This is a genomic window from Stutzerimonas nosocomialis, from assembly GCF_005876855.1.
Lineage (GTDB): Bacteria > Pseudomonadota > Gammaproteobacteria > Pseudomonadales > Pseudomonadaceae > Stutzerimonas > Stutzerimonas nosocomialis.
On the sequence record NZ_QLAE01000004.1, the window covers coordinates 32,389 to 51,445 of the forward strand.

The window sequence follows — 19,057 nt, forward strand, 5'->3', positions numbered from 1 at the left end:
CGGCGCATCTGCACGCTCCCAACAATAACAATCGGAGTCCGCATGGAAAGTAATGCCCTCATCTTGACGGTCACCGCGTCATCGATCGTCGCGCTCCTGTTCCTGATCGTGAAACTCAAGTTCCAACCCTTCCTCGCCCTGATCCTGGTCAGCCTGGGCGCGGGCCTGGCCATCGGCATGGCGCCGCAGGACCTGCTGGATTTCGTCGTCAAATCCATGGGCGGAACCCTCGGTTTCGTCGCCCTGATCATCGGCCTCGGCTCGATGTTCGGCGAGATGCTGCGCGTCTCCGGCGGCTCCGAGCGGCTGGCGCTGACGCTGATCCACAAGTGCGGCGACCGCAGCGTGCCCTGGGCCCTGGGGCTGGTGGGCTTCCTGGTATCGATCGCGGTGTTCATCGACGTCGCCATCGTCATCCTGGTGCCGCTGATCTATGGCATCGCCCGGCGCACGGGCAAGTCGCTGCTCTATTACGGCATCCCGCTGTGCGCGGGCCTGAGCGTGACCCACACCTTCCTGCCGCCCACCCCCGGCCCCATCGCGACCGCCAGCATCCTCGGCGCGGACCTGGGCTGGGTGATCATCTGGGGCGTGATCGCCGGGCTGCCGGCGATGGCGGTCGGCGGGCCGCTGTTCGGCAAGTTCATCTCCAACCGCATCTTCGTGCCGGTGCCCGAGTACATGGTGCAGGGCGAAAGCAAGTTCGATGACCCGAGCAAGCTGCCGGCCTTCCGCGGCGTGGTCCTCACCCTGCTGCTGCCGCTGGTGCTGATCCTCGGCAATACCTCGGCGGAAATGCTGCTGGCCGAAGGCAACCTGCTGCGTGACGTGCTGATGTTCATCGGCAACCCCATCATCGCCCTGCTGCTGACCACGCTGCTGACCTTCTGGGTGTTCGGCCACAACCGCGGCTTCACCGCCGATCAGCTGCAGAAGATCGCCACCAAGGCGCTGGAGCCGGCGGGCATCATCATCCTGATCACCGGTGCCGGCGGCGTGTTCGGCAAGGTGCTGGTCGAGTCCGGGGTCGGCAAGATCCTCGCCGACGCGATGCAGGACATGAACATGCCGCTGGTCCTGTTCGGCTTCGCGACGGCCGCCATCATGCGCATCTCCCAGGGCTCGGGCACGGTGGCGATGATCACCGGCGCGAGCCTGACCGCCCCGGTGGCCCAGCTGCTGGGCGCCAGCCCGCAGATGCTCGCCCTGTGCACCATCGCGATCGCCTGCGGCGGCGCCGCCTTCTCCCACGTCAACGACTCGGGCTTCTGGATGGCCAACCGCTACTTCGGCATGAGCGTGTCCGATACGCTCAAGTCCTGGACGGTGATGAAGACCCTCGTGGGGCTGACGGGCCTGGCGATCTGCCTGGTGATCAGCCTGTTCATCCAGTGATGCACCGCTGACGCGACAAAAAGAGGCGCCCTTGCGGCGCCTCTTTTCGTTTTCACGTGCCTGCGCTCGCGCCCATCGCGTCGAGCCCCGATCACTCCGGCAGCTTGGCGATCACCTTGATCTCGAACTGGAAGCCGTAGAGCCAGGTCACGCCGACGGCGGTCACCGTCGGGTGCGGCGCCTCGCCCCAGAACTCGGACATCACCAGATTCCAGACCCGTTCGAAGATCGCCTCGGGATCGACCATGAAGAGGGTCACATCGACCACGTCGTCGAAGGTACAACCCGCCGCTTTCAGCACTGCATTCAGGTTCTCGAACGCGAGACGAACCTGCGCCTCCAATTCCGGCTCGGGCGAGCCGTCCTCGCGGCTGCCTACCTGCCCGGACACGAACAGCAAACCGTTGGAGCGGACCGCCGGCGAATAGCGATGGCGCTCATACAGCGCGTGGCGCCCGGCTGGGAAAACGACGTCTCGTGTGGCCATGAGAATTACTCCGATGTAGGACCATGCCGGCCCGTGAGTTGACGATGGAAGGACTGTAGGCCCGCTGCGCCACTGGATAAACTCGCAAGCTCACCCAACACTGTTTGCAAACTCCAAACAATCATCCCGTCAGGAGTCTCGATGGACCGTTTCGACGCGATGCAGGCCTTCGCCCGCGTGGTGGAAACCGGCGGCTTCACCAAGGCGGCCGAGACCCTGCACATGAGCAAGACCAGCGTCACCCAGCTGATCCAGCAGTTGGAAGCACGCCTGCGCGTCCGCCTGCTCAACCGCACCACGCGCAAGGTCAACGTGACCGCCGACGGCGCCGCCTACTACGAACGCGTGGTGCGCCTGCTGGCCGACATGGACGACGCCGAGACCAGCCTGTCCAGCGCCTCGACCGCGCCCAGGGGCCGGCTGCGGGTGGACGTGCCCAGCCCGTTCGCGCGCATGATCCTGGTACCGGCGCTGCCGGCCTTCCACGCGCGCTATCCCGACATCCAGTTCGACATGGGCGTGAGCGACCGCCGGGTCGACCTGATCGGCGAGAACGTCGACTGCGTGGTACGCGGCGGGGAAATCACCGACCAGTCGCTGGTGGCCCGCCACGTCGGCGACCTGCGCCTGGGCGTCTACGCCGCGCCGAGCTACCTGGAGCGCGCCGGCAGGCCCCTGCATCCGGGGGAACTGGAAGACACCCACCACCGCATCGTCGGCTTTCTCTGGGCGCGCTCCGGCAAGGTCTTCCCCTACGCCATGCATGGCCAGGGCGAACGCGTCGAGGTGCTCGGCCGCTACGTGCTCGCCGTCGACGACGGCAACGCCTACCTCGCCGCGGGCCTGGCCGGCCTCGGCATCCTCTGGCTACCGGACTACATGGCCCGCGAGCATCTGGCCCGGGGCGAGCTCGCGCCGCTGTTCGAAGACTGGCAACTGGACCCGATGCCCATGTACGTGGCCTACCCGCCGAACCGGCACGTGAGCGCCAAGCTGCGGGTGTTCATCGACTGGATCGTCGAGCTGATGGGCGAGCACGGGCCCGTGCTCGATCGGCGGGGTTCGTGAGCGGGGCGGATGCGGCAGGGCCTGACGCTGCGAATCGCTTCGGCTGGTGACCAGCGGCCCGGCGGCAAACGGGCCAGGAGCGGACGGATTTTTGAAGGATCGGCCAACTCTACTCAAGCCATCTATAGGAAGTGCGATTTCCAGCATGCTAGGTGTCGTGGCGCGATGCGGAGTGCTTTACGGGCGTTCCCGCAATCGCAGAGCACTCTCAGCGCGCGAACACCTCTTTGCTCATGAGTATGTCTAATCGATAGACATGAGCCGGATAGGCGAGTATCGAATTCATTCGCGTGATGTCTCTGAATATTTTTCCACCTCCACCTTCCACATGGGCCTGCCTTCCTGCCAGATTCGGGAACGCTTCGAATACGCCGAAAGTCGTCTGCGAGTACCGCACGCCATACCAAGGTCCGGTTGCCGGCTCCTGTTCAACACAGGCGAGAATGTCCCTTAGCATCTGCACGACCTGATCCTCGCTGCCAGGGATTGCCTCAATGTGAATGTAGAAGGCTTTGCGACCCTCATCGCCCTGTTCGCCATTAACCTGGACGCCGTGATGGGGCAGTACTGGTGTGGACGGAGCCGGGAATAGAACAGGGCCTGGTAGGGTTGTGTTGTCAGTCATGATCACCTCCTGTCGAGAGGCTTCAAATATAGAATCGGCATGGCTGGGCGGAGCGCTGGATTCATCCGTTTTCTAGCCTGATCATCCAGAATCAACTCACGTCGCTCAGTCCGTATGGCAGGATCAGGTATGGCCGAGACGCTACTTGAAATTGTTCGCCGCCATACCGAAGGCGCGTGTGCACGTGACGGTGTTGCATCTACCGCTTGCGGGCTTATTGCTATTCGCAAAACCGCGACTACTTCATTGGAGCATACGCTGCCACGGCCGCTGTTGTGCCTGGTGCTGCAGGGCAGCAAGCGCGTTTCCATTGGTAACCAGCAGCTGGATTACGCTGCTGGCGACTCCATGCTGATCACAGCCAACCAGCCAATGGTCAGCCAGATCATGCAGGCGAGTGCGAGCACGCCTTATCTGTCGCTCGCACTTGATCTGGACCTTTGCATAATCGCCGATCTGGTGCTGGAAATGCAGGCGCAGGCGTTAAGCGTCAAACCTCATGAACATACTTCAACATCCGAGCAAGTCGCCGACACCGCGTTGCGCTTGATGCAGCTGCTTGACCGTCCGGCCGCATTGGCCCTGCTACATCAGCAATTGCTGCGCGAAATCCACTACTGGCTACTCACGGGTATGCACGGCGCAGCGATACGCCAACTCGGCACGCCTGACAGTCATGTTCATCGCATAGCCCGCTCCGTTGCGGTACTGCGAGCCGAGTACGCCAACGCGCTGCCGGCCGAACGGCTGGCTGCCGTGGCGGGTATGAGCCGCTCTTCGTTTCACCAACATTTCAGGGCAGTCACTTCACTCACACCGTTGCAATTCCAGAAGCAATTACGATTGATCGAGGCACGGCGCTTGATCGTGTCTGAAGGCAGGTCATCCAGTAGCGCAGCGTTCGAGGTTGGTTATGAAGGCGCTTCACACTTTGCAAGAGACTACCTACGCATGTTTGGCATATTGCCTGGCAAGGATCGGCTAGAAACCAGCAGACCGCGTCGCCAGAAATAACGCCAATTGTCGCTAGATGCGGGAAGGATGCCCCGCCATCTGCCGCTCTTGCCGATAGCCGTGACAGTCAGCTATCGGCCAGGAACGGACATTCGAGATCGGATCGCTGCGCGTCCAGGCGTCAGAAACGCCGGGTAGTGAGCAACTCCTCCAGCACCCGCCCGGGCACCCGGAACGGTATCGACATGTGATCCTCACCCGCTTCGACCTGGAAGTCGCTGCGCAGGCCGTACTGCGAGAGGTTTTGCAGGCGTATCTGCAGGGCGCGCACATCCTGGATTTCCTGGGGCATTTCGCGGTCGCCGACCAGCATCGTCAGGCTGCTGTGGGTCAGATTCAGCGCTCCGGCATGGGCCTGTCGGGTGAACGTGCGTTCGTGTTCCAGCAGATAGCGGTCACGCCACCACAGGCTCGGGCTGATCGCGACCACGTGCTGGAACAGCGCCGGTCGGGTGAACAGCGCGTAGACGCCGAACATGCCTCCGAAGGACCAGCCGACCAGGCTGCGCTGGTCCTGGTCGACCTTGAAGCGCTCGTTGACCTCGGGCATCAGGCGTTTCTCGATGAAGTCGAGGAACAGGTCCTGCCCACCCTGCGGCGGGTCGTTGCGCTCCGGCAGCTGCGGTGGCGAGAGGTCGAAGGCGCGGCGGTCGTAGTCGTATGGCGTGTCGCTCGGGTAGCCGATGGCGACCATGATCGACTTCCTGAAGCGGTCCTGCGCCCGCTTGGCGGCGTGAAAGGCCGGAAAGAAGGCATTGCCATCGACGATGTAGATCACCGGATAGCCGCCGGTATACGGCACGTCGCCTTCCGGCAGGCTGATCATGATGCGGTACTCGCGCCCTTGCGCACTCGTCATCATCCATTGCTCGGTACCGTCCAGCGTCACCGGTTCGGCCTGGGCAACCGACAGGCCGCCGAGCAGACCGAAGCCCAGTACCGTCGCTGCCGCGCGCAGCCAGCTCACGCCGATCACCAGCGGTAGCTCAGGCTGGTGATCACGCTGCGCGCCTCACCGCGATAGCAGTAGCCGTCCTGGCAGTTGATGTAGCGCTTGTCGGTGAGATTGCGCGCGTTGAGCGCCAGGCGGACGCCGTCCATTGCGCCGCCGAAGTCGTAGTGCACACCGGCGTCGACCAGGGTATAGCCCTCGTTCTTCACCGCATTGGCGCCGTCGCCATAGGTGCTGCCGGTATAGCGCGCGCCGCCGGATACGCCGAGCCCCAGGGGCAGGCGGTAGTCCAGCCACAGCGAGGCCAGATGGCGCGGGACGTTCTTCGGTGCCTTGCCCTTGAAGTCGCTGTCCTTGGTGACCTCGGCATCGTTGAAGCTGTAGCTGGCCACCATCCGCAGGCGATCGCTCAGATCGGACACGGCCTCCAGTTCCATCCCGCGGGAAACCTGCTCGCCGGTCTGCACGCTGAAGCCGAGATTGCTCCGGTCGCGAGTCTGCACATTGGTTTGCGTCAGGTGGTAGAGCGAGGCGGTCAACAGGGTGCTGCTCCCCGGCGGCTGATACTTCAGGCCGACTTCGTACTGCTCGCCTTCTGAGGGTTTGAACGGGCTGCCACTCGCGTCGGTACCGCTCTCCGGCAGGAACGAGGTCGCGTAGCTGGCATAGGGCGCCAGGCCATTGTCGAACAGATAGAGCGCACCGATCTGGCCGGTGGTCGCCGATTCGCTGTCCTTGGTGTTGCCTGCATTGCCGCCGAGGTTGTCGTCAAAACGTACGTGTACCCAGTCGCGGCGCAGCCCGGCGGACAGCCGCCAGCGGTCGAGCTCGATCTGGTCCTGCAGATAGACGCCGCTGCGATGCTCCAGGCCGTCCCGGTCCATCAACGGGGTGCCTGGACGGGCGACGGGCTGGTGATAATCCGGGGCGTAGAGATCGATGGAGGGACCGGGACCGGTGGCGTACAGCAGGGCGGTATCGATCCAGGCGTAATCGAAACCCGTGACCAGGGTGTGGCGCAGGTCGCCCGTGTCGAAGCGGCTGACCAGTCGCGTGTCGGTAGTCAACGACTCCAGGTCTTCGTAGAGCCCCACCGCGTAGCGCTCGAGCGTGCGGCCATTGGTGAGCGTGGTGGGTTGCAGGTACTGGTTGGTGGTATCTACCTGGCCGTAGCGCAGGTTCTGCTGGAGGGTGAAGGTCTCGTTGAGGACATGTTCGAACTCGTAGCCAAGCGTCCATTGACGTTGCTCGAGCTTGTCGAAGTATTCGTCGCCCTGCCAGAAGTCGGTCAGGCGATTGCCGTCGTGATACAGCATGGGCGAGGCGGCCGTCTCGCGCTCCTGGTACTGGGCCAGCAGCGTCAGACGGGTATCGGGGTCGATCTGCCAGGTCAGCGAGGGCGCCAGCAGGCGGGAGTCGTTGTTCATCTGCTCGATCGAATGCTCCGCATCGCGGAACAGGCCGACCGCGCGCACCAGCACGTCGCCGTCTTCATCCAGCTGGCCGCCCAGGTCGAACTGCGCCTGGCGGTGATCGTGGTTACCGGCCTGCACCTGCACCTCGTTCTTCGCCAGCAGGCTGGGACGCTTGCTCACGCGGTTGACCATCCCGCCCGGGCTGATCTGCCCGTAGAGCACCGATGCCGGCCCCTTGAGCACCTCGATGCGTTCCAGGTTGTAGGCCTCGGTGGAGTAAAGCGCCAGCATGCCGCTGTAGGGCTGGCGCAGCCCATCCAGGAAGTCGGCAGACATGGTGGTGTCGAAACCCCGCACCTGGATCATGTCGAAACGCGGGTCCAGCCCCGAGCTGCCAACCCGCACGCCGGCGCTGTAGGCGACGGCATCCTCGACCTTGTTCACCTTGCGATCGGCGATCTGTTCAGCGGTCACCACGCTGACGCTCTGTGCGGTTTCGAGAATCGGCCGGTCGCTCTTGGTGGCCGTGCTGGCGTTGCCGGCGAAGTAACCCGGAACCGGCGCGAAGGCGCTCTGTAACATCGGCGCTTCGATGATGGTGGGTTCCAGCTCATAGCGGGTTTCGGTCGCGCCGGGCCGCACCACATAGCCCGATGGCGTCTTGTCGGCAACCAGACCGCTGCCGGCCAACAGCGACGTCAACCCGTCCTCAAGCGAACCGCCGCCCACCAGGCCCGGGCTGCTCAAGCCGCGCACCGCCTGTGGAGAATACGACAGCGTGATGCCGGCGCGTTCGGCGAACAGGCTGAGCGCCTGCTCCATCGGGCCGGCCGGGATGCTCGGGGCGGCAACCGCAGCGGCCGGGGACGCAGCCTGCGCCGTCAGGCTCGCCGCGCCGCCGATCAAGGCCAGAGCCAGGCAGATGGCGCCTGGCAAGGTGCGGGGTTGTAGTTGAAACGGCAGGAAGCTGGCAGAACGCATGACGGTATCCATTGGGGACTGATCTTCCCTAACCGGATGAGCCCCGAAAGTCCGACAAAAAAAGCAGCATGAGCTGCCACTCGGCTGACCGCCCCCAAGCGCCGCCCGCCGCAGTGCCTTTCGCGTGGTCGTTGTTTCAGGCTGGAACGATGCGTACCCACCAGCGCGAGCGCTCGACGACCCGGACGGGCAGCAGGTGCGTGATGTTCTGCAACATCGCCGCGGGCTCGTCCAGACGGAATACGCCGGAAAGACGCAGGTCAGCCACCGCCGGGTCGCATCCCAGCCAGCCCTGGCGATAGCGCCCCGCCTCGGCCAGGAAGTCGGCGAGGCGGATGTCGTGGACCACCAGCAGGCCGCGCGCCCAGGCAAATGGGTCGATCGAAGGCTTGCCTAGCAGCGTCATGGCCACCGCCGAAACACCCAGCCCTTCACCGGCACGCAACCAGTGTTGTCCGAGCCTGGAGGAAACCAGCGCTTCGCCGCGCTCGACACGGATCTCGCTGTAGTCGTCACGCTCACGCAGCAGCACCCGCGCCTGATGCCCCTCGCAGTCGGCGAATCGGCAGCGCACGCGCCACTTGGCTCCATCGACCAGCACCTCGCCGGTACGCAGCAGCAAGTCCCGGCCTTGTACATCCACGGCGCTCGCGGTGTTGAGCAACACCTGCGTGTCATCTCCCAGGCCTACGCGACGACGTTCACCGGTGGTGGTGGCAAAGTCGGAATGCCAGGCTGGCGGTGCATGGGTCGCCAACAGCGTCGCGCTTCCCGCCACCAGGCCAAGGCCAAGCAGCTTCAGCGTACGCCGGCGACTCAGATCGGCCTCGGCGCGTTGCAACAGGGGGATGGTGTGCGCGGCGTCGGGCAGCGGGCTGGCCTGGAACACCCCGCCCATCTGCTGCAAACGTTGCCAGGCCACTTGATGTCGCGCGTCGTCACGCAGCCACTTCTCGAACTGCCGATGCAGCTCGGCATCCCCGGCATTGCCACGCAGGCGCATCTGCCACTCGATCGCCGTACGCACAATGGACTCGGGCAGACGCTCGACCGTGCTCATTGCTCGTAACAAACGCGATAGCAGTGCAACAGGGCGGCGGCCACATGGCGCTCGACGGTGCGGCTGGAAACGCCCAGCTCCAGCGCGATCTGGACATGGGTCAGGCCGCCGAGCTGATACAGGAGGAAGGCTTCGCGCACGGCCGGCTTGAGGCCATCGAGCAGCTGCGCGATGCGCTCCAGACACCGCAGCGCCTCATCGCGAACATCCGGCGAGGGATAACTGGATTCGGGCAACTGCGCCAGCGCCTCGAGGTAGGCACGCTCCAGCGCATCACGTCGCCAGTGGTCGATCACCAGACCGCGGGCGATTCGCGCTAGCAAGGCACGAGGCGCGCGGTCGCTGATCGGCTTGCCACGCACCAGCAAACGCAGAAAGGTGTCCTGGGTCAGATCCGCCGCCTGCTGCGAACAGCCGACCGAACGCCGCAGCCAGCCCTGCAGCCAGCCGTGGTGCATGCCGTACAGTTCATCGAGAGAAACGACCGAATCCCGTTCATGTAGCGACATGGCTCGCTCCGGACCCAGAGTGCGAAAACGCCATGGATGAGCACGGCGACCGCGCGCACCTTAATCGCGAATCATTCCCATTACAAGCCTTCCGGCCATACAGGTCGCGAGCGCCGTACCAAGAGGTCGCCCGGCCGGCGTGCGGCAAGCGCGCCCGGTGCTCCGCCCCGCACGGAGCGCCTAGCGGCGAGATTCCTGACGCAGCATCTCCTTCAGTTCGGCGATTTCGCCGCGCAGCGAGCGGACCTCGTCGTGCAGGTCGGTTTCGATGTGATCCCGCGCGGCGTCGATGCTCGACTGCGTGGCTTCGCGGTCCGCCTCGGTCACCGTCTGCATGGCATTGACGATGATCGCGATGAAGAGGTTCAGCATGGTGAAGGTGGCGATCAGGATGAACGGGATGAAGAACACCCAGGCATAGGGGAAGACCTCCATCACCGGGCGCACGATACCCATCGACCAGCTTTCCAGCGTCATCACCTGGAACAGCGTGTACACCGAACGACCGAGGGTGCCGAACCACTCGGGGAACTCGGCCGAGAACAGCCCGGTCGCGATCACCGCCGACACGTAGAACACCAGCCCCAGGACCATCGCGATCGAGCCCAGGCCGGGAATCGCGGACAACAGCGCGCTGACCACGCGACGCATCGACGGCACCATGGTCACCATTCGCATCACCCGCAGCACACGCAGCGCCCGCAGGATGCTGAGCTGGCCACTGGCAGGCACCAGGGCGATGGCGACGACCGCGAAGTCGAACAGACTCCAGGGATCGCGGAAGAAACCCGCGCGATGCACGTAGATGCGCGCCGTGATTTCGGCCACGAAGACCGCCAGGATGATCGTATCGAGCAGATGAAGCATCCCGCCCCAGCGATCGACCACCGAAGCGGAGGTCTGCATGCCGAGGATGACCGCGTTGATCACGATCAACAGCAAAATGGTCCGCTGAACGGCCAGGCGCTCGATGAACTGTCCCAGGCGACTGCGCGTACCCGTGTCTGGCTTTACTACCTGCATGGTGCCTACCCGTTTCTGACTGACGTTGCCCCGGCGCCGCACGGCTTGCGCCCGCGCACCGAATTCTCGCGGGCGCGAGTATGGCGTTGCGGGGCGGACGGGGGAAGAGATGGCATTTGGTGGTCAGAGCGTCTGCCATGAGCCTTAACAGTGCCTGGCGAAGGATGAGATGTACGCTCTGAGTGGAGTAACAACGGCCCCGGACAGCCCGGGCGGCAGGCTCGTCGGGCTCATGGCCAGCTAGCCAGGCCGGCGCTTTCGAAGCGGGTGGTGCAGTGGGCCGGAAGTAATTTGACTCACAAAAAAAAGGGGCAGATCTGTTCTTAAGACAAATCTGCTCCTTTTGCTTCCCTGAGATCCTACGGCAATACGTTTTCGTACGGCCTAAACCGGGTTGGTATCGGCAAAGGCAGGTTGCCCGTTAGCACGGCACCACTCTTTAATAGCCCCCTCTGGTAATCGTCCGCGAGCTTCCGGGTAAAACAGCCAAGCAGAAAAGGGACAGGCTCGAATAAAGCCTGCCCCCTTATCTTTAGGACTTGAAGCCCGGCAGGCCTTGGTTAGCGCGCCACTGTTTGACAGCTTGCAAGACGCCCTCAGGGCTGTCGTCGGCGCCGCTGTTGGGGTAGTAAATCAAATCAGAGCCATCCGGATGCCCAGTCACTACGATAAAATGCTCAAGCAACTCATCTTGACGCTCTTCACTACCTTTCGCGTCGAATATCTCAGTAATAAGATGTAGAAACTCAGCCTCAGTGTATTCCGGCAGGCTTTTGAAAGGACTCATTTGTTGCCCCGATGCGTGTCTATATGATGTTTGGGTGTCATTGCGCGAATGTTATCGACATTGTAGATCTCGCCCTGCTGCGCGACGGGTGTTTCGTGATGCAACTCGAATGACCGGCGCTCGCCAATAGTTTCGGCGAACTGGGCTCGCGGTGCTAAGCCCTGCGCCATCCTTGCCTTGTTACCGCCGTTAAATCGCCCACTGAGATCAGCGTCTTGGCTCACCGCAAGCCAGAATGCTCTTCTGAATTGATCAAAGCTGCTAAAGGATTTTCCCCTCAGCACTTCTGCGATCTGTGATGGAACGGGGGCTCCTCGTCCAACACCAGCGTTTTCGAGCCATTTATCTCCTATAGTCTCGCCAATGCCAGTTACCACCCCTGGGTCATTCCTGACACTCAAAACTATGTAGATCGGCTTAACGTCCGCGACCGGGAACCAGATGATTGCGTCTTTGAATTCAGGCGGGAGCTCGGGATAACCGAGGATTCCGTCCGCTTTTTCGCTTGGCGGATGGACCCACACGGTAGCCACTTGCGGAGCGCTTTCTAAGGCTGGGATGCCCAGGGTGCCCGCTGGGTCGGCAGCCGGTGTCCAGATGAGCCCCAGACCATTGCCAAGGTCGGCGACGTACGATTCGCCGCGGGGCTTTGCCTGGATTACAGGGACCATCTCCCAGGCTGGATTTTTTCCCGTGTACATTCCATAGGCGCTGACAGATCCATCCGGGAGCTGCTTCACGTTGATTCGCACCCGGGTACGGCCCGCGCTCATGGTCCTGATCTGCTCGTCCGTGTAGAACACATCGTCGTCGGCAGTCGCCCGTGGAATAAGCAAGGCCACGAGCCCCATCAGCGTTCCCGCTGCCACACCCGTGGTAACGAATCCTGCAGTTGCAGAGCCCCCGGCTACCGCCCCTGGAGTAGCTAACGCACCGGTGAGGGATAGCGAGCCGCCGCCGAAGTAGCTGGTAAGGGTGGATGCTCTGGCTGCGCCGGCGATCCAGCCAAGACCAACGGTCCCCGAGCTGTCTGAGTCGCGTCCGCCCAGAATGGCCCAGTCGCCATACTGGCTCAGGCTGTCCACCGGAACGAAGCCGGATGGGCTCGAGTAGTCGATGACGCCGTTTGGCAGGTTGCAGGACTTGGCAAACACACAGCCCATGCGCGGCGGCTTCTCTGCCGGCGCTTCTTTTTGCGTCTCGACGATCAAAGGGCGCGGGGGCTGTTTGTCGAAGTCACCGTTGTAGGGTTTGCTCTGCGGAACGGGGCGCCTGCCCCTGTCATTAGCTACGTATCCGCTCACGCATCATTCCTTCGATGTAGGTCGAGCGGCAATGCTACGTACACGATGAGTTTCGCCATATGCCAGAGTCCACATAACGAATCGTGAACACTGGAGGCATCCCTGCTGGCTAGGCGCTTTGCCAGAAATACTCTTCGGGCAGCAGGCCTGGCCAACTACCAACCCAACGGTGACGCCAGTCATCCTGAAGCCAGTCCAACCACGACCCGCATGCCGCTCGATGAGCGGCATGCGGCCTCTACCTGTCCCGTCTTACTTCTGGCTGAAGCTCTGGATCAGGTTGGCATAGGCCGGCAAGTGGCCGCCCAGGATGCCGCCGAAGCCCTCGACATCGTTGCGCCAGTCACGATGCAACTCACCACCGACACTGAACCAGTTGACCAGTTGCGCACCGGCATGAGCCATGCGCGCCAGCGCCGCGTCGCGCACGGCGGTGTTGAAGGTGCCGGAGGCATCCGTCACCACGAAGACGTCATAACCCGCCTCCAACGCCGAGAGCGTCGGGAACGCCACGCAGACGTCGGTCACCACCCCGGCGATGATCAGCTGCTTGCGCCCGGTGGCCTTGATCGCGTTGACGAAGTCCTCGTTATCCCAGGCATTGATCTGCCCCGGACGGGCGATATAGGGGGCATCGGGGAACATCGCCTTGAGCTCCGGCACCATCGGACCATTGGGGCCCTCCTCGAAGCTGGTGGTGAGAATGGTAGGCAGCTTGAAGAACCTGGCGATATCCGCGAGTGCCAGCACGTTGTTCTTGAACTCGTCCGGCGAGTAATCGCGCACCAGCGAAAGAAGCCCCGCCTGGTGGTCGATCAACAAAACGACGGCATCATTCTTGTCCAGACGCGTGTAAGTGAATGCCATGCAAAAAACTCCTGTTCGAGTGAGGACCTTGGGGCACGGGAATCCGCTTCACCCCGATGGAGTCCTGATCGTAGTGAGCAACGGCACGGGCAATCGACCACGCGGTGGGAAAATAGCTTTTCGACAGAATCGAACAACCGCTCATCCGTCCAGGCATTACCCTCATGGCGTCGAATCAGGAAGCCAGACATGAAGCTCGATCTGCAGGAAATCGAAACCTATCTGCGCGTGGTGGAGCTGGGCGGGGTCAGCCGGGCGGCAGAAGACCTGGCCTTGTCGAAATCCGTGGTGAGCAAGCGCCTGAGCGATCTCGAGCAACGCCTGGGCGCCAAGCTGTTGCACCGTTCGACACGCAGGGTCGCGCCAACCGACAGCGGCATGGCCTTTTACACTCAGGCCAAGGAAGCGCTCTTCAACCTGGGCGAAGCGGCAGAAGCCGCGGCCTTCAACGACAGCGGCCTGCGCGGACGCCTCCACGTGCTGGCGCCGATGAGTTTCGGTACGTTGTGGCTGGCGCCATTGATCGCCGAGTTCATGCACCAGCACTCCCAACTGGAAATCAGCCTGCACCTGGAAGACCGGATCAGCGACTTCGAACGCGAGGGTTATGACCTCTGCGTGCGTATTTCACGCATTGGCGATAGCGCCCTCATCGCCCGCAAGCTGGCGAGCAGTGCACGGATACTCTGCGCCAGCCCCGACTATCTACAACGGCATGGAGCCCCTGAGACAGTCGAGGCGCTGCGCGGACACGAGTGCATCGGCTACAGCAACGTTTCTTCCCGACAATTCTGGTCATTCGAGAGCACCGACGAGCGGGGCGAACTGGCAAACATCGCGCCACGGGGGCGCTTCTCCAGCAACAACGGCGAAGTGATGCGCGAGGTGGTGCTGGCTGGCCTGGGCCTGGCACTGCTACCCAGCTTTCTCGTCCACCACCATCTCAAGGCCGGCTCGCTGATCGAAGTCCTGCCCCACGCACGCCCCAAGCCCTACTCCATCTACGCCATGTACCCGCGCTCCAGCCGAGCCTCACGCAAGGTCGCGGCCCTGTGCGACTTCCTGCAACAACGCCTGTTCGAGCCGCCCTGGGAACAGCACTGACATCTGGGCGAAATGGGGTCGTTCGTCACCAGCCAGCGTGACTGCCGCGGGCGACGCCGGCTCCAGCGACGCCATTACCGCACAGCGTGAGCAGGGAAAATATCTGCCCCAGTCCATGTCTCACCCTCATATAATTGTTATGTTATAACAAATACTATAGAGAGAGCGTCATGTACGGATTTGCACGTTGCGGCAGGATTTGGCTTCTTGGTAGCGCAGCACTCACGAGCGGTATCGTCTCGTGTGCAACCGCTTTGGCCGCGGAGCCGGAGAGGGTCGATGTAACAGAGCTGGAGACAATCGAAGTAGTAGGCCAAAGGACGAATGCGGAACGTATCGAACCGCTGGCTCGCACCAAGGTCAGCACCGCTCCGGAAAGCCTGCCGGCTGCAGTGTCCACCATCAGCGCTGAAGAGATCGGCACGCTCAACGTCGGCCGCGACATCTCCAACATCTACCGCCGGGTGCCGGGCGTGGTGGCCAACAACATCGATCAGGGCGACACGGGCAACGGCTTTCGCATGCGTGGCTTCGCAACCAACGGCACCCACGGTGCCGACGTGGCGGTGTACGTCGATGGTGTGCCCCAGAACATTCCGTCGAGCCAGGGCGGTGCCGGACACGGCCCGGTGTTCATGGAGTGGCTGACGCCGCAGATGATCAAGCGCGTGGACGTCATCAAAGGCCCGGTATCGGCGCTGTACGGCGACCAGAACCGGGCAGGCTCGGTGAATATCGAAACCCTCGATGGCGGCGACGTGGCCTCGAGCATCGGCCTGGATATCGCCAGCTTCGACGGCCGCCGCGCCGATCTGGTGCTGGCCGGCGAACATGAAGGGTTCGAATCGCTGTTCGTAGCGGACCTCTACAAGACCAACGGCTATCGCAAGGCCGCCGAGACCAATCGCGACAACTACTTCTGGAAGCTCTCCAAGGTCATCGACGACGCCAGGTATTCGGCCCGGTTCAGCCACTACGCGTCGGACTTCAAGAACGATGGCTACCTGAACCTGCCCGCCCTCAGGGCCGGCACGATCAGCCGCCGCGACACCGACAACCTGTACGGTTTCGGCAATGCCAACCGCAACACCTACGTCATCAACCGCTCACCGGCCGATGGCGAAGCCGGCCTGTACTACACCGCCTACTACGAGAACTTCAGACGTGTACGCGGCATCGCCAATGGCGCCGACACCCACAACTACGGAAAGGATGATCGGGACATCTACGGCGGCCGCCTGGCCTACAACTTCGTGCACGAAGACACAGCGGCGCTGATGGTCGGTGCCGATGTACGGCGTGACAAGGGCGATGCCTACCGCCAGCAATATCGCAACTTCGAGCCGACGCCGAACTTCTACTACGACTTCGACATGGACCTGATCACCTACGGCGTGTTCGCCCAGGGCCAGTACAAGCCGTTCGACTCGCTGAAGCTACTGGGCGGTGTCCGCTACGATCGCTTCGATTACGACATCGAGAACCTCAAGTTCCGCAATGCCGACACCGGCTACCACAGCTCGGTCACCACGCCGAAGTTCGGCCTGGTGTGGACGCCGATAACGCAGCTGGAGTTGTTCACCAACGTCGCCCAGGGCTTCCGCTCGCCCGCGGCGGAGTACATCAGCGCCGGCAGCGGCAGCGCACTGCCGCCGAGCGAGACCGGCGGACAGATCAACGGCAACGTTCGCCCGAGCAAGGTCAAGTCCTACGACGTTGGCTTCACCGTACGGCCGACCGATCGCCTCTCCAACACCACCGAGTTCTATTACATCCAGAACGACAGCGAGACGATCCAGACCTCGCCGGGCGTCTACGAGCAAGTCAGCGACACCACCCGAAAGGGCGTGGAAACAAGCTTCAACTACCAGGCCACGTCCACCGTCAGCACCTACGCCAGCTACGGGCGGATCATCGATGCGGTGATCGACAACCCGGCACCGGGCACGGGCGCGCGGCTGGTCGTGCCCGAGCACACCTACAAGGCTGGTGTTCAGTACCGCGACGCATTCATGGGTGGCCAGCTGACGCTCAACGCCGATGCCTATCACCTGGGGGGCATCCCCTACTACGTGGGCACAGAGAAAAAGGAAATGCCGCCCTACACCCGTTACGACCTGCGCGCCACTTACGATTACAGCGCCTATCAGTTCAGCGTCTACAGCACCTTCCAGCCCCACCGCTACGGCAGCGAAGTGGCCTACGGCACGAACAGCGGGCTGGTCATCGTGCCGCAGCCATCCACCACCCTGGGCGCATCGGTCAGGTATTTCTTCTGACGGTTAGCGTTCTCGACTGGAGCAAAAGTGAACGACCAAAGGGGACAGACTGACTGTCCCCTTTTTGCTGACGGCGCGGCGAACGGGTGCCATGGTTCAAGCTGGGACCAGCAGCCTTGAGCGCCCAGACGTCTCAGTCCGACGCTCTGGCCGACGTCCTTGGACGCCGCGACACCAGGTATTGCTCGCCTAGCAAGACCACCAACCCGCTCAGCACGATGATGAAGGTGCCGATGCAGCTCCACAGATTCGGCAGCTCGGAAAAAAGCAGGTACCCCAGCAGGCTCGCGCCGACGATTTGCAGGTAAGTGAACGGAGCGACGAAGGGTGCAGGGGCCACCTCGAAGGCACGCACCAGGCAGTAGTGCCCGCAACCACCGAGGATGCCCATGCTGACCAGCAACCCGACATGCATCAGGCTTTCCGGCGACTGCCAGAAGAATGGAAGCATCAGGCTGGTCAACACGAACCCGGCGGCGGCCATGTAGGTGTTGGACGTTTCCGGCGTGTCGTGACTGGCGAGCTTGCGCGACAGGATCTGCGTAAGCGCCGAGGTACAAGCGCTCAGGAGCACCAGTAGCACGGCAGGATGAAAGGCATCGCCGCCCGGCTGGATGACGAACAGCGCCCCAGCGAAGCCACTGATTGCCGCGACTGTCTTCAGCAGGCCTACCGTCTCGCCCAGCATGAAGGGTGACAGCGCCAGGACCACCATAGGCGCCGTGAAACTCACCGCCGCCGCGGTCCCCACCGGCACGTACTGCAGCGCACAGAACATCAGGAAGGAGGTGAGGCAGAACAGCAACGACCGCACGATTTGCAACCAGGGGCGCCGAGAGCGAAACAGCGCCGTCCCTTTGCGCGGCGCGAATACCACAAGCATGAACACCACATGGCCGAAGTAGCGGCACCAGAGCAACTGAATGACCGGGTAGAACAGGCCGAGGTACTTAACTTCCGCATTCAGTAGCGGAATCAGAATCGCCGCCGCCAGCATGAATGCCACCGCTGTCACCAACGGGCTGCGCTTCGGCTCCAACTGCTCCTCGAGGACTTCATCTTCCCGTGCCGCCAACATCAGGTGCTCCCTTGATCAGCTTGTTGTTGTCAGCCAGTTCCGCATCGGACTGCCAACGCAGGCTCCACGTTCGAACGGATGCAGATGGCCGATCGACCGAGGTGTATCGCAGCTTACTCCTATCAGTTGCCCACTCGGCCGGAGAAAGGCCCTTTGACCGCAGGCGTCACCGTCTGCAATCGGCCGAAACAGACACTAATCGTCAGGCCCCGGAGTCCCGCTCTCCAACCGCGGCCCCGCCCACTCCACGAACGCCCTCACCCGCGGCGAAAGCTGCAACGAGTGCGGATAGACCAGCTGGATCGGCAGGTCCACCGGCTCGAACGCCCTGAGTATCCGGACCAGGCGCCCGTCTGCCAGCTCGTCCGCCACCTGGTAGTGCATCAGGCGCGTGATGCCCAGGCCCTGCACGCAGGCGAGGCTGGCGGTGCGGATCTGGTTGCATACCAGCCGTGGCGCGATGGGTTCGGCGACTTCCTTGCCGCCGTGGCGGTAGTACCAGTGCCGGCCCTGGGAGGCGAGCGTGATGCAGGCGTGGTCGCGCAGCGCCGCCGGGCTGTCGATGGACGGGACGCTGCGCAGGTAGTCGGGGCTGGCGCAGGTCACCAGTCGGGTGGCGCCGACCTGACGCGCCACCATGGCCGAGTCGGGAAGGTGGCCAATGCGCAGGGCGAGGTCCAGGCGCTCATCGAGCAGCGGCAACATCTGGTCGTTCAGGCTCAGCTCGATGCGCAGCTCGGGATGCTCCTTTAGAAAGGCGTTCACCATGGGCGCGACGTAGCGCTGGCCGAACTCGACCGGTGCGGTCAGGCGGAGCAGGCCGCGAACGACGCCGTCGCGCGCCGCCAGGCGCTGCTCCATGTCGTCGAAGTCCGCGAGCATGCGGCGGCTCCAGGCCAGGTACTCCTGGCCCTCGTCGGTCAGAGCCATGCGCCGGGTGCTGCGGTTCAGCAGTCGAACCCCGAGATGGCGCTCCAGCGCCGCCAGCGAGCGGACGAGCGACGCCACGGATTGACCCGTCGCCTCGGCCGCCGAGCTCAGGCTGCCGTTTTCGACGATCCGGACGAAATTGGCCATTGCCTTGAGCCTGTCCATTGCCACCTTCGATC

At 63.0% G+C, this 19,057-nt stretch carries 17 protein-coding genes; 5 read left to right on the plus strand and 12 right to left on the minus strand.

What is annotated here, in order from left to right:
* The first annotated feature begins 42 nt into the window (after positions 1-42).
* Positions 43-1,395, plus strand: coding sequence for a GntT/GntP/DsdX family permease (locus DN824_RS03285; protein ID WP_138406965.1), 1,353 nt, complete (start codon positions 43-45; stop codon positions 1,393-1,395).
* 91 nt (positions 1,396-1,486) lie between these two features.
* Here DN824_RS03285 and DN824_RS03290 read toward each other — a convergent pair whose 3' ends face one another.
* Positions 1,487-1,882, minus strand: coding sequence for a RidA family protein (locus DN824_RS03290; protein WP_138406966.1), 396 nt, complete (start codon positions 1,880-1,882; stop codon positions 1,487-1,489).
* Positions 1,883-2,023: 141 nt separating this feature from the next.
* On the opposite strand from DN824_RS03290, the gene DN824_RS03295 reads away from it, so the two are divergent.
* Positions 2,024-2,950, plus strand: a complete 927-nt coding sequence (locus DN824_RS03295) for a LysR family transcriptional regulator (RefSeq protein ID WP_138406967.1) — start codon at positions 2,024-2,026, stop codon at positions 2,948-2,950.
* 208 nt (positions 2,951-3,158) lie between these two features.
* Here DN824_RS03295 and DN824_RS03300 read toward each other — a convergent pair whose 3' ends face one another.
* Positions 3,159-3,575, minus strand: coding sequence for a putative quinol monooxygenase (locus DN824_RS03300; RefSeq protein ID WP_206666159.1), 417 nt, complete (start codon positions 3,573-3,575; stop codon positions 3,159-3,161).
* Between the two features lie 129 nt (positions 3,576-3,704).
* On the opposite strand from DN824_RS03300, the gene DN824_RS03305 reads away from it, so the two are divergent.
* Positions 3,705-4,589 (plus strand): AraC family transcriptional regulator, encoded by an 885-nt coding sequence (locus DN824_RS03305; protein WP_138406968.1) that lies wholly within the window; start codon positions 3,705-3,707, stop codon positions 4,587-4,589.
* Between the two features lie 121 nt (positions 4,590-4,710).
* Here the strand turns inward: DN824_RS03305 and DN824_RS03310 are convergent, their stop codons facing one another.
* The 8 genes from DN824_RS03310 to ycaC all read right to left on the minus strand — a co-directional run bounded on the left by DN824_RS03310 (position 4,711) and on the right by ycaC (position 13,487).
* Positions 4,711-5,556, minus strand: a complete 846-nt coding sequence (locus tag DN824_RS03310) for an alpha/beta hydrolase (protein ID WP_241666528.1) — start codon at positions 5,554-5,556, stop codon at positions 4,711-4,713.
* 5 nt (positions 5,557-5,561) lie between these two features.
* Complete coding sequence (locus DN824_RS03315) at positions 5,562-7,937, minus strand: TonB-dependent siderophore receptor (RefSeq protein WP_241666531.1); 2,376 nt, start codon at positions 7,935-7,937, stop codon at positions 5,562-5,564.
* Positions 7,938-8,073: 136 nt separating this feature from the next.
* Positions 8,074-8,997: a DUF4880 domain-containing protein gene (locus tag DN824_RS03320; RefSeq protein ID WP_138406970.1), complete on the minus strand. Its 924-nt coding sequence runs from the start codon at positions 8,995-8,997 to the stop codon at positions 8,074-8,076.
* Complete coding sequence (locus DN824_RS03325; protein ID WP_138406971.1) at positions 8,994-9,506, minus strand: sigma-70 family RNA polymerase sigma factor; 513 nt, start codon at positions 9,504-9,506, stop codon at positions 8,994-8,996. Before DN824_RS03325 ends, DN824_RS03320 begins: the two co-directional genes overlap by 4 nt.
* A gap of 180 nt (positions 9,507-9,686) precedes the next feature.
* Positions 9,687-10,529, minus strand: a complete 843-nt coding sequence (locus DN824_RS03330) for an ion transporter (RefSeq protein ID WP_138406972.1) — start codon at positions 10,527-10,529, stop codon at positions 9,687-9,689.
* Positions 10,530-11,061: 532 nt separating this feature from the next.
* Positions 11,062-11,316 carry a bacteriocin immunity protein gene (locus DN824_RS03335; protein ID WP_138406973.1) on the minus strand — a complete coding sequence of 85 codons (255 nt, stop codon included), beginning with the start codon at positions 11,314-11,316 and terminating at the stop codon, positions 11,062-11,064.
* Positions 11,313-12,620, minus strand: a complete 1,308-nt coding sequence (locus tag DN824_RS03340) for an S-type pyocin domain-containing protein (protein WP_138406974.1) — start codon at positions 12,618-12,620, stop codon at positions 11,313-11,315. Before DN824_RS03340 ends, DN824_RS03335 begins: the two co-directional genes overlap by 4 nt.
* Positions 12,621-12,872: 252 nt before the next feature.
* A complete protein-coding gene (gene ycaC / locus DN824_RS03345) occupies positions 12,873-13,487 on the minus strand; it encodes an isochorismate family cysteine hydrolase YcaC (RefSeq protein ID WP_138406975.1) in 615 nt (204 codons plus the stop codon).
* 189 nt (positions 13,488-13,676) lie between these two features.
* On the opposite strand from ycaC, the gene DN824_RS03350 reads away from it, so the two are divergent.
* Complete coding sequence (locus DN824_RS03350) at positions 13,677-14,591, plus strand: LysR family transcriptional regulator (protein WP_138406976.1); 915 nt, start codon at positions 13,677-13,679, stop codon at positions 14,589-14,591.
* A gap of 170 nt (positions 14,592-14,761) precedes the next feature.
* Positions 14,762-16,870, plus strand: coding sequence for a TonB-dependent receptor (locus DN824_RS03355; RefSeq protein WP_138406977.1), 2,109 nt, complete (start codon positions 14,762-14,764; stop codon positions 16,868-16,870).
* A gap of 133 nt (positions 16,871-17,003) precedes the next feature.
* Here DN824_RS03355 and DN824_RS03360 read toward each other — a convergent pair whose 3' ends face one another.
* Positions 17,004-17,948, minus strand: a complete 945-nt coding sequence (locus DN824_RS03360) for a DMT family transporter (RefSeq protein ID WP_138406978.1) — start codon at positions 17,946-17,948, stop codon at positions 17,004-17,006.
* A gap of 195 nt (positions 17,949-18,143) precedes the next feature.
* Positions 18,144-19,043 (minus strand): LysR family transcriptional regulator, encoded by a 900-nt coding sequence (locus tag DN824_RS03365; protein ID WP_138406979.1) that lies wholly within the window; start codon positions 19,041-19,043, stop codon positions 18,144-18,146.
* Positions 19,044-19,057: the final 14 nt, after the last annotated feature.

Excerpts from the sequence above, each read along its gene's own strand:
- DN824_RS03320 (WP_138406970.1), bottom strand. The coding sequence starts at position 8,997 with ATGAGCACGGTCGAGCGTCTGCCCGAGTCCATTGTGCGTACGGCGATC.
- DN824_RS03290 (WP_138406966.1), bottom strand. The coding sequence starts at position 1,882 with ATGGCCACACGAGACGTCGTTTTCCCAGCCGGGCGCCACGCGCTGTAT.
- DN824_RS03360 (WP_138406978.1), bottom strand. The coding sequence starts at position 17,948 with ATGTTGGCGGCACGGGAAGATGAAGTCCTCGAGGAGCAGTTGGAGCCG.
- DN824_RS03300 (WP_206666159.1), bottom strand. The coding sequence starts at position 3,575 with ATGACTGACAACACAACCCTACCAGGCCCTGTTCTATTCCCGGCTCCG.
- DN824_RS03355 (WP_138406977.1), top strand. The coding sequence starts at position 14,762 with ATGTACGGATTTGCACGTTGCGGCAGGATTTGGCTTCTTGGTAGCGCA.
- DN824_RS03330 (WP_138406972.1), bottom strand. The coding sequence starts at position 10,529 with ATGCAGGTAGTAAAGCCAGACACGGGTACGCGCAGTCGCCTGGGACAG.
- DN824_RS03305 (WP_138406968.1), top strand. The coding sequence starts at position 3,705 with ATGGCCGAGACGCTACTTGAAATTGTTCGCCGCCATACCGAAGGCGCG.
- DN824_RS03335 (WP_138406973.1), bottom strand. The coding sequence starts at position 11,316 with ATGAGTCCTTTCAAAAGCCTGCCGGAATACACTGAGGCTGAGTTTCTA.
- DN824_RS03365 (WP_138406979.1), bottom strand. The coding sequence starts at position 19,043 with ATGGACAGGCTCAAGGCAATGGCCAATTTCGTCCGGATCGTCGAAAAC.
- DN824_RS03285 (WP_138406965.1), top strand. The coding sequence starts at position 43 with ATGGAAAGTAATGCCCTCATCTTGACGGTCACCGCGTCATCGATCGTC.
- DN824_RS03295 (WP_138406967.1), top strand. The coding sequence starts at position 2,024 with ATGGACCGTTTCGACGCGATGCAGGCCTTCGCCCGCGTGGTGGAAACC.
- DN824_RS03315 (WP_241666531.1), bottom strand. The coding sequence starts at position 7,937 with ATGCGTTCTGCCAGCTTCCTGCCGTTTCAACTACAACCCCGCACCTTG.
- DN824_RS03350 (WP_138406976.1), top strand. The coding sequence starts at position 13,677 with ATGAAGCTCGATCTGCAGGAAATCGAAACCTATCTGCGCGTGGTGGAG.
- DN824_RS03325 (WP_138406971.1), bottom strand. The coding sequence starts at position 9,506 with ATGTCGCTACATGAACGGGATTCGGTCGTTTCTCTCGATGAACTGTAC.
- ycaC (WP_138406975.1), bottom strand. The coding sequence starts at position 13,487 with ATGGCATTCACTTACACGCGTCTGGACAAGAATGATGCCGTCGTTTTG.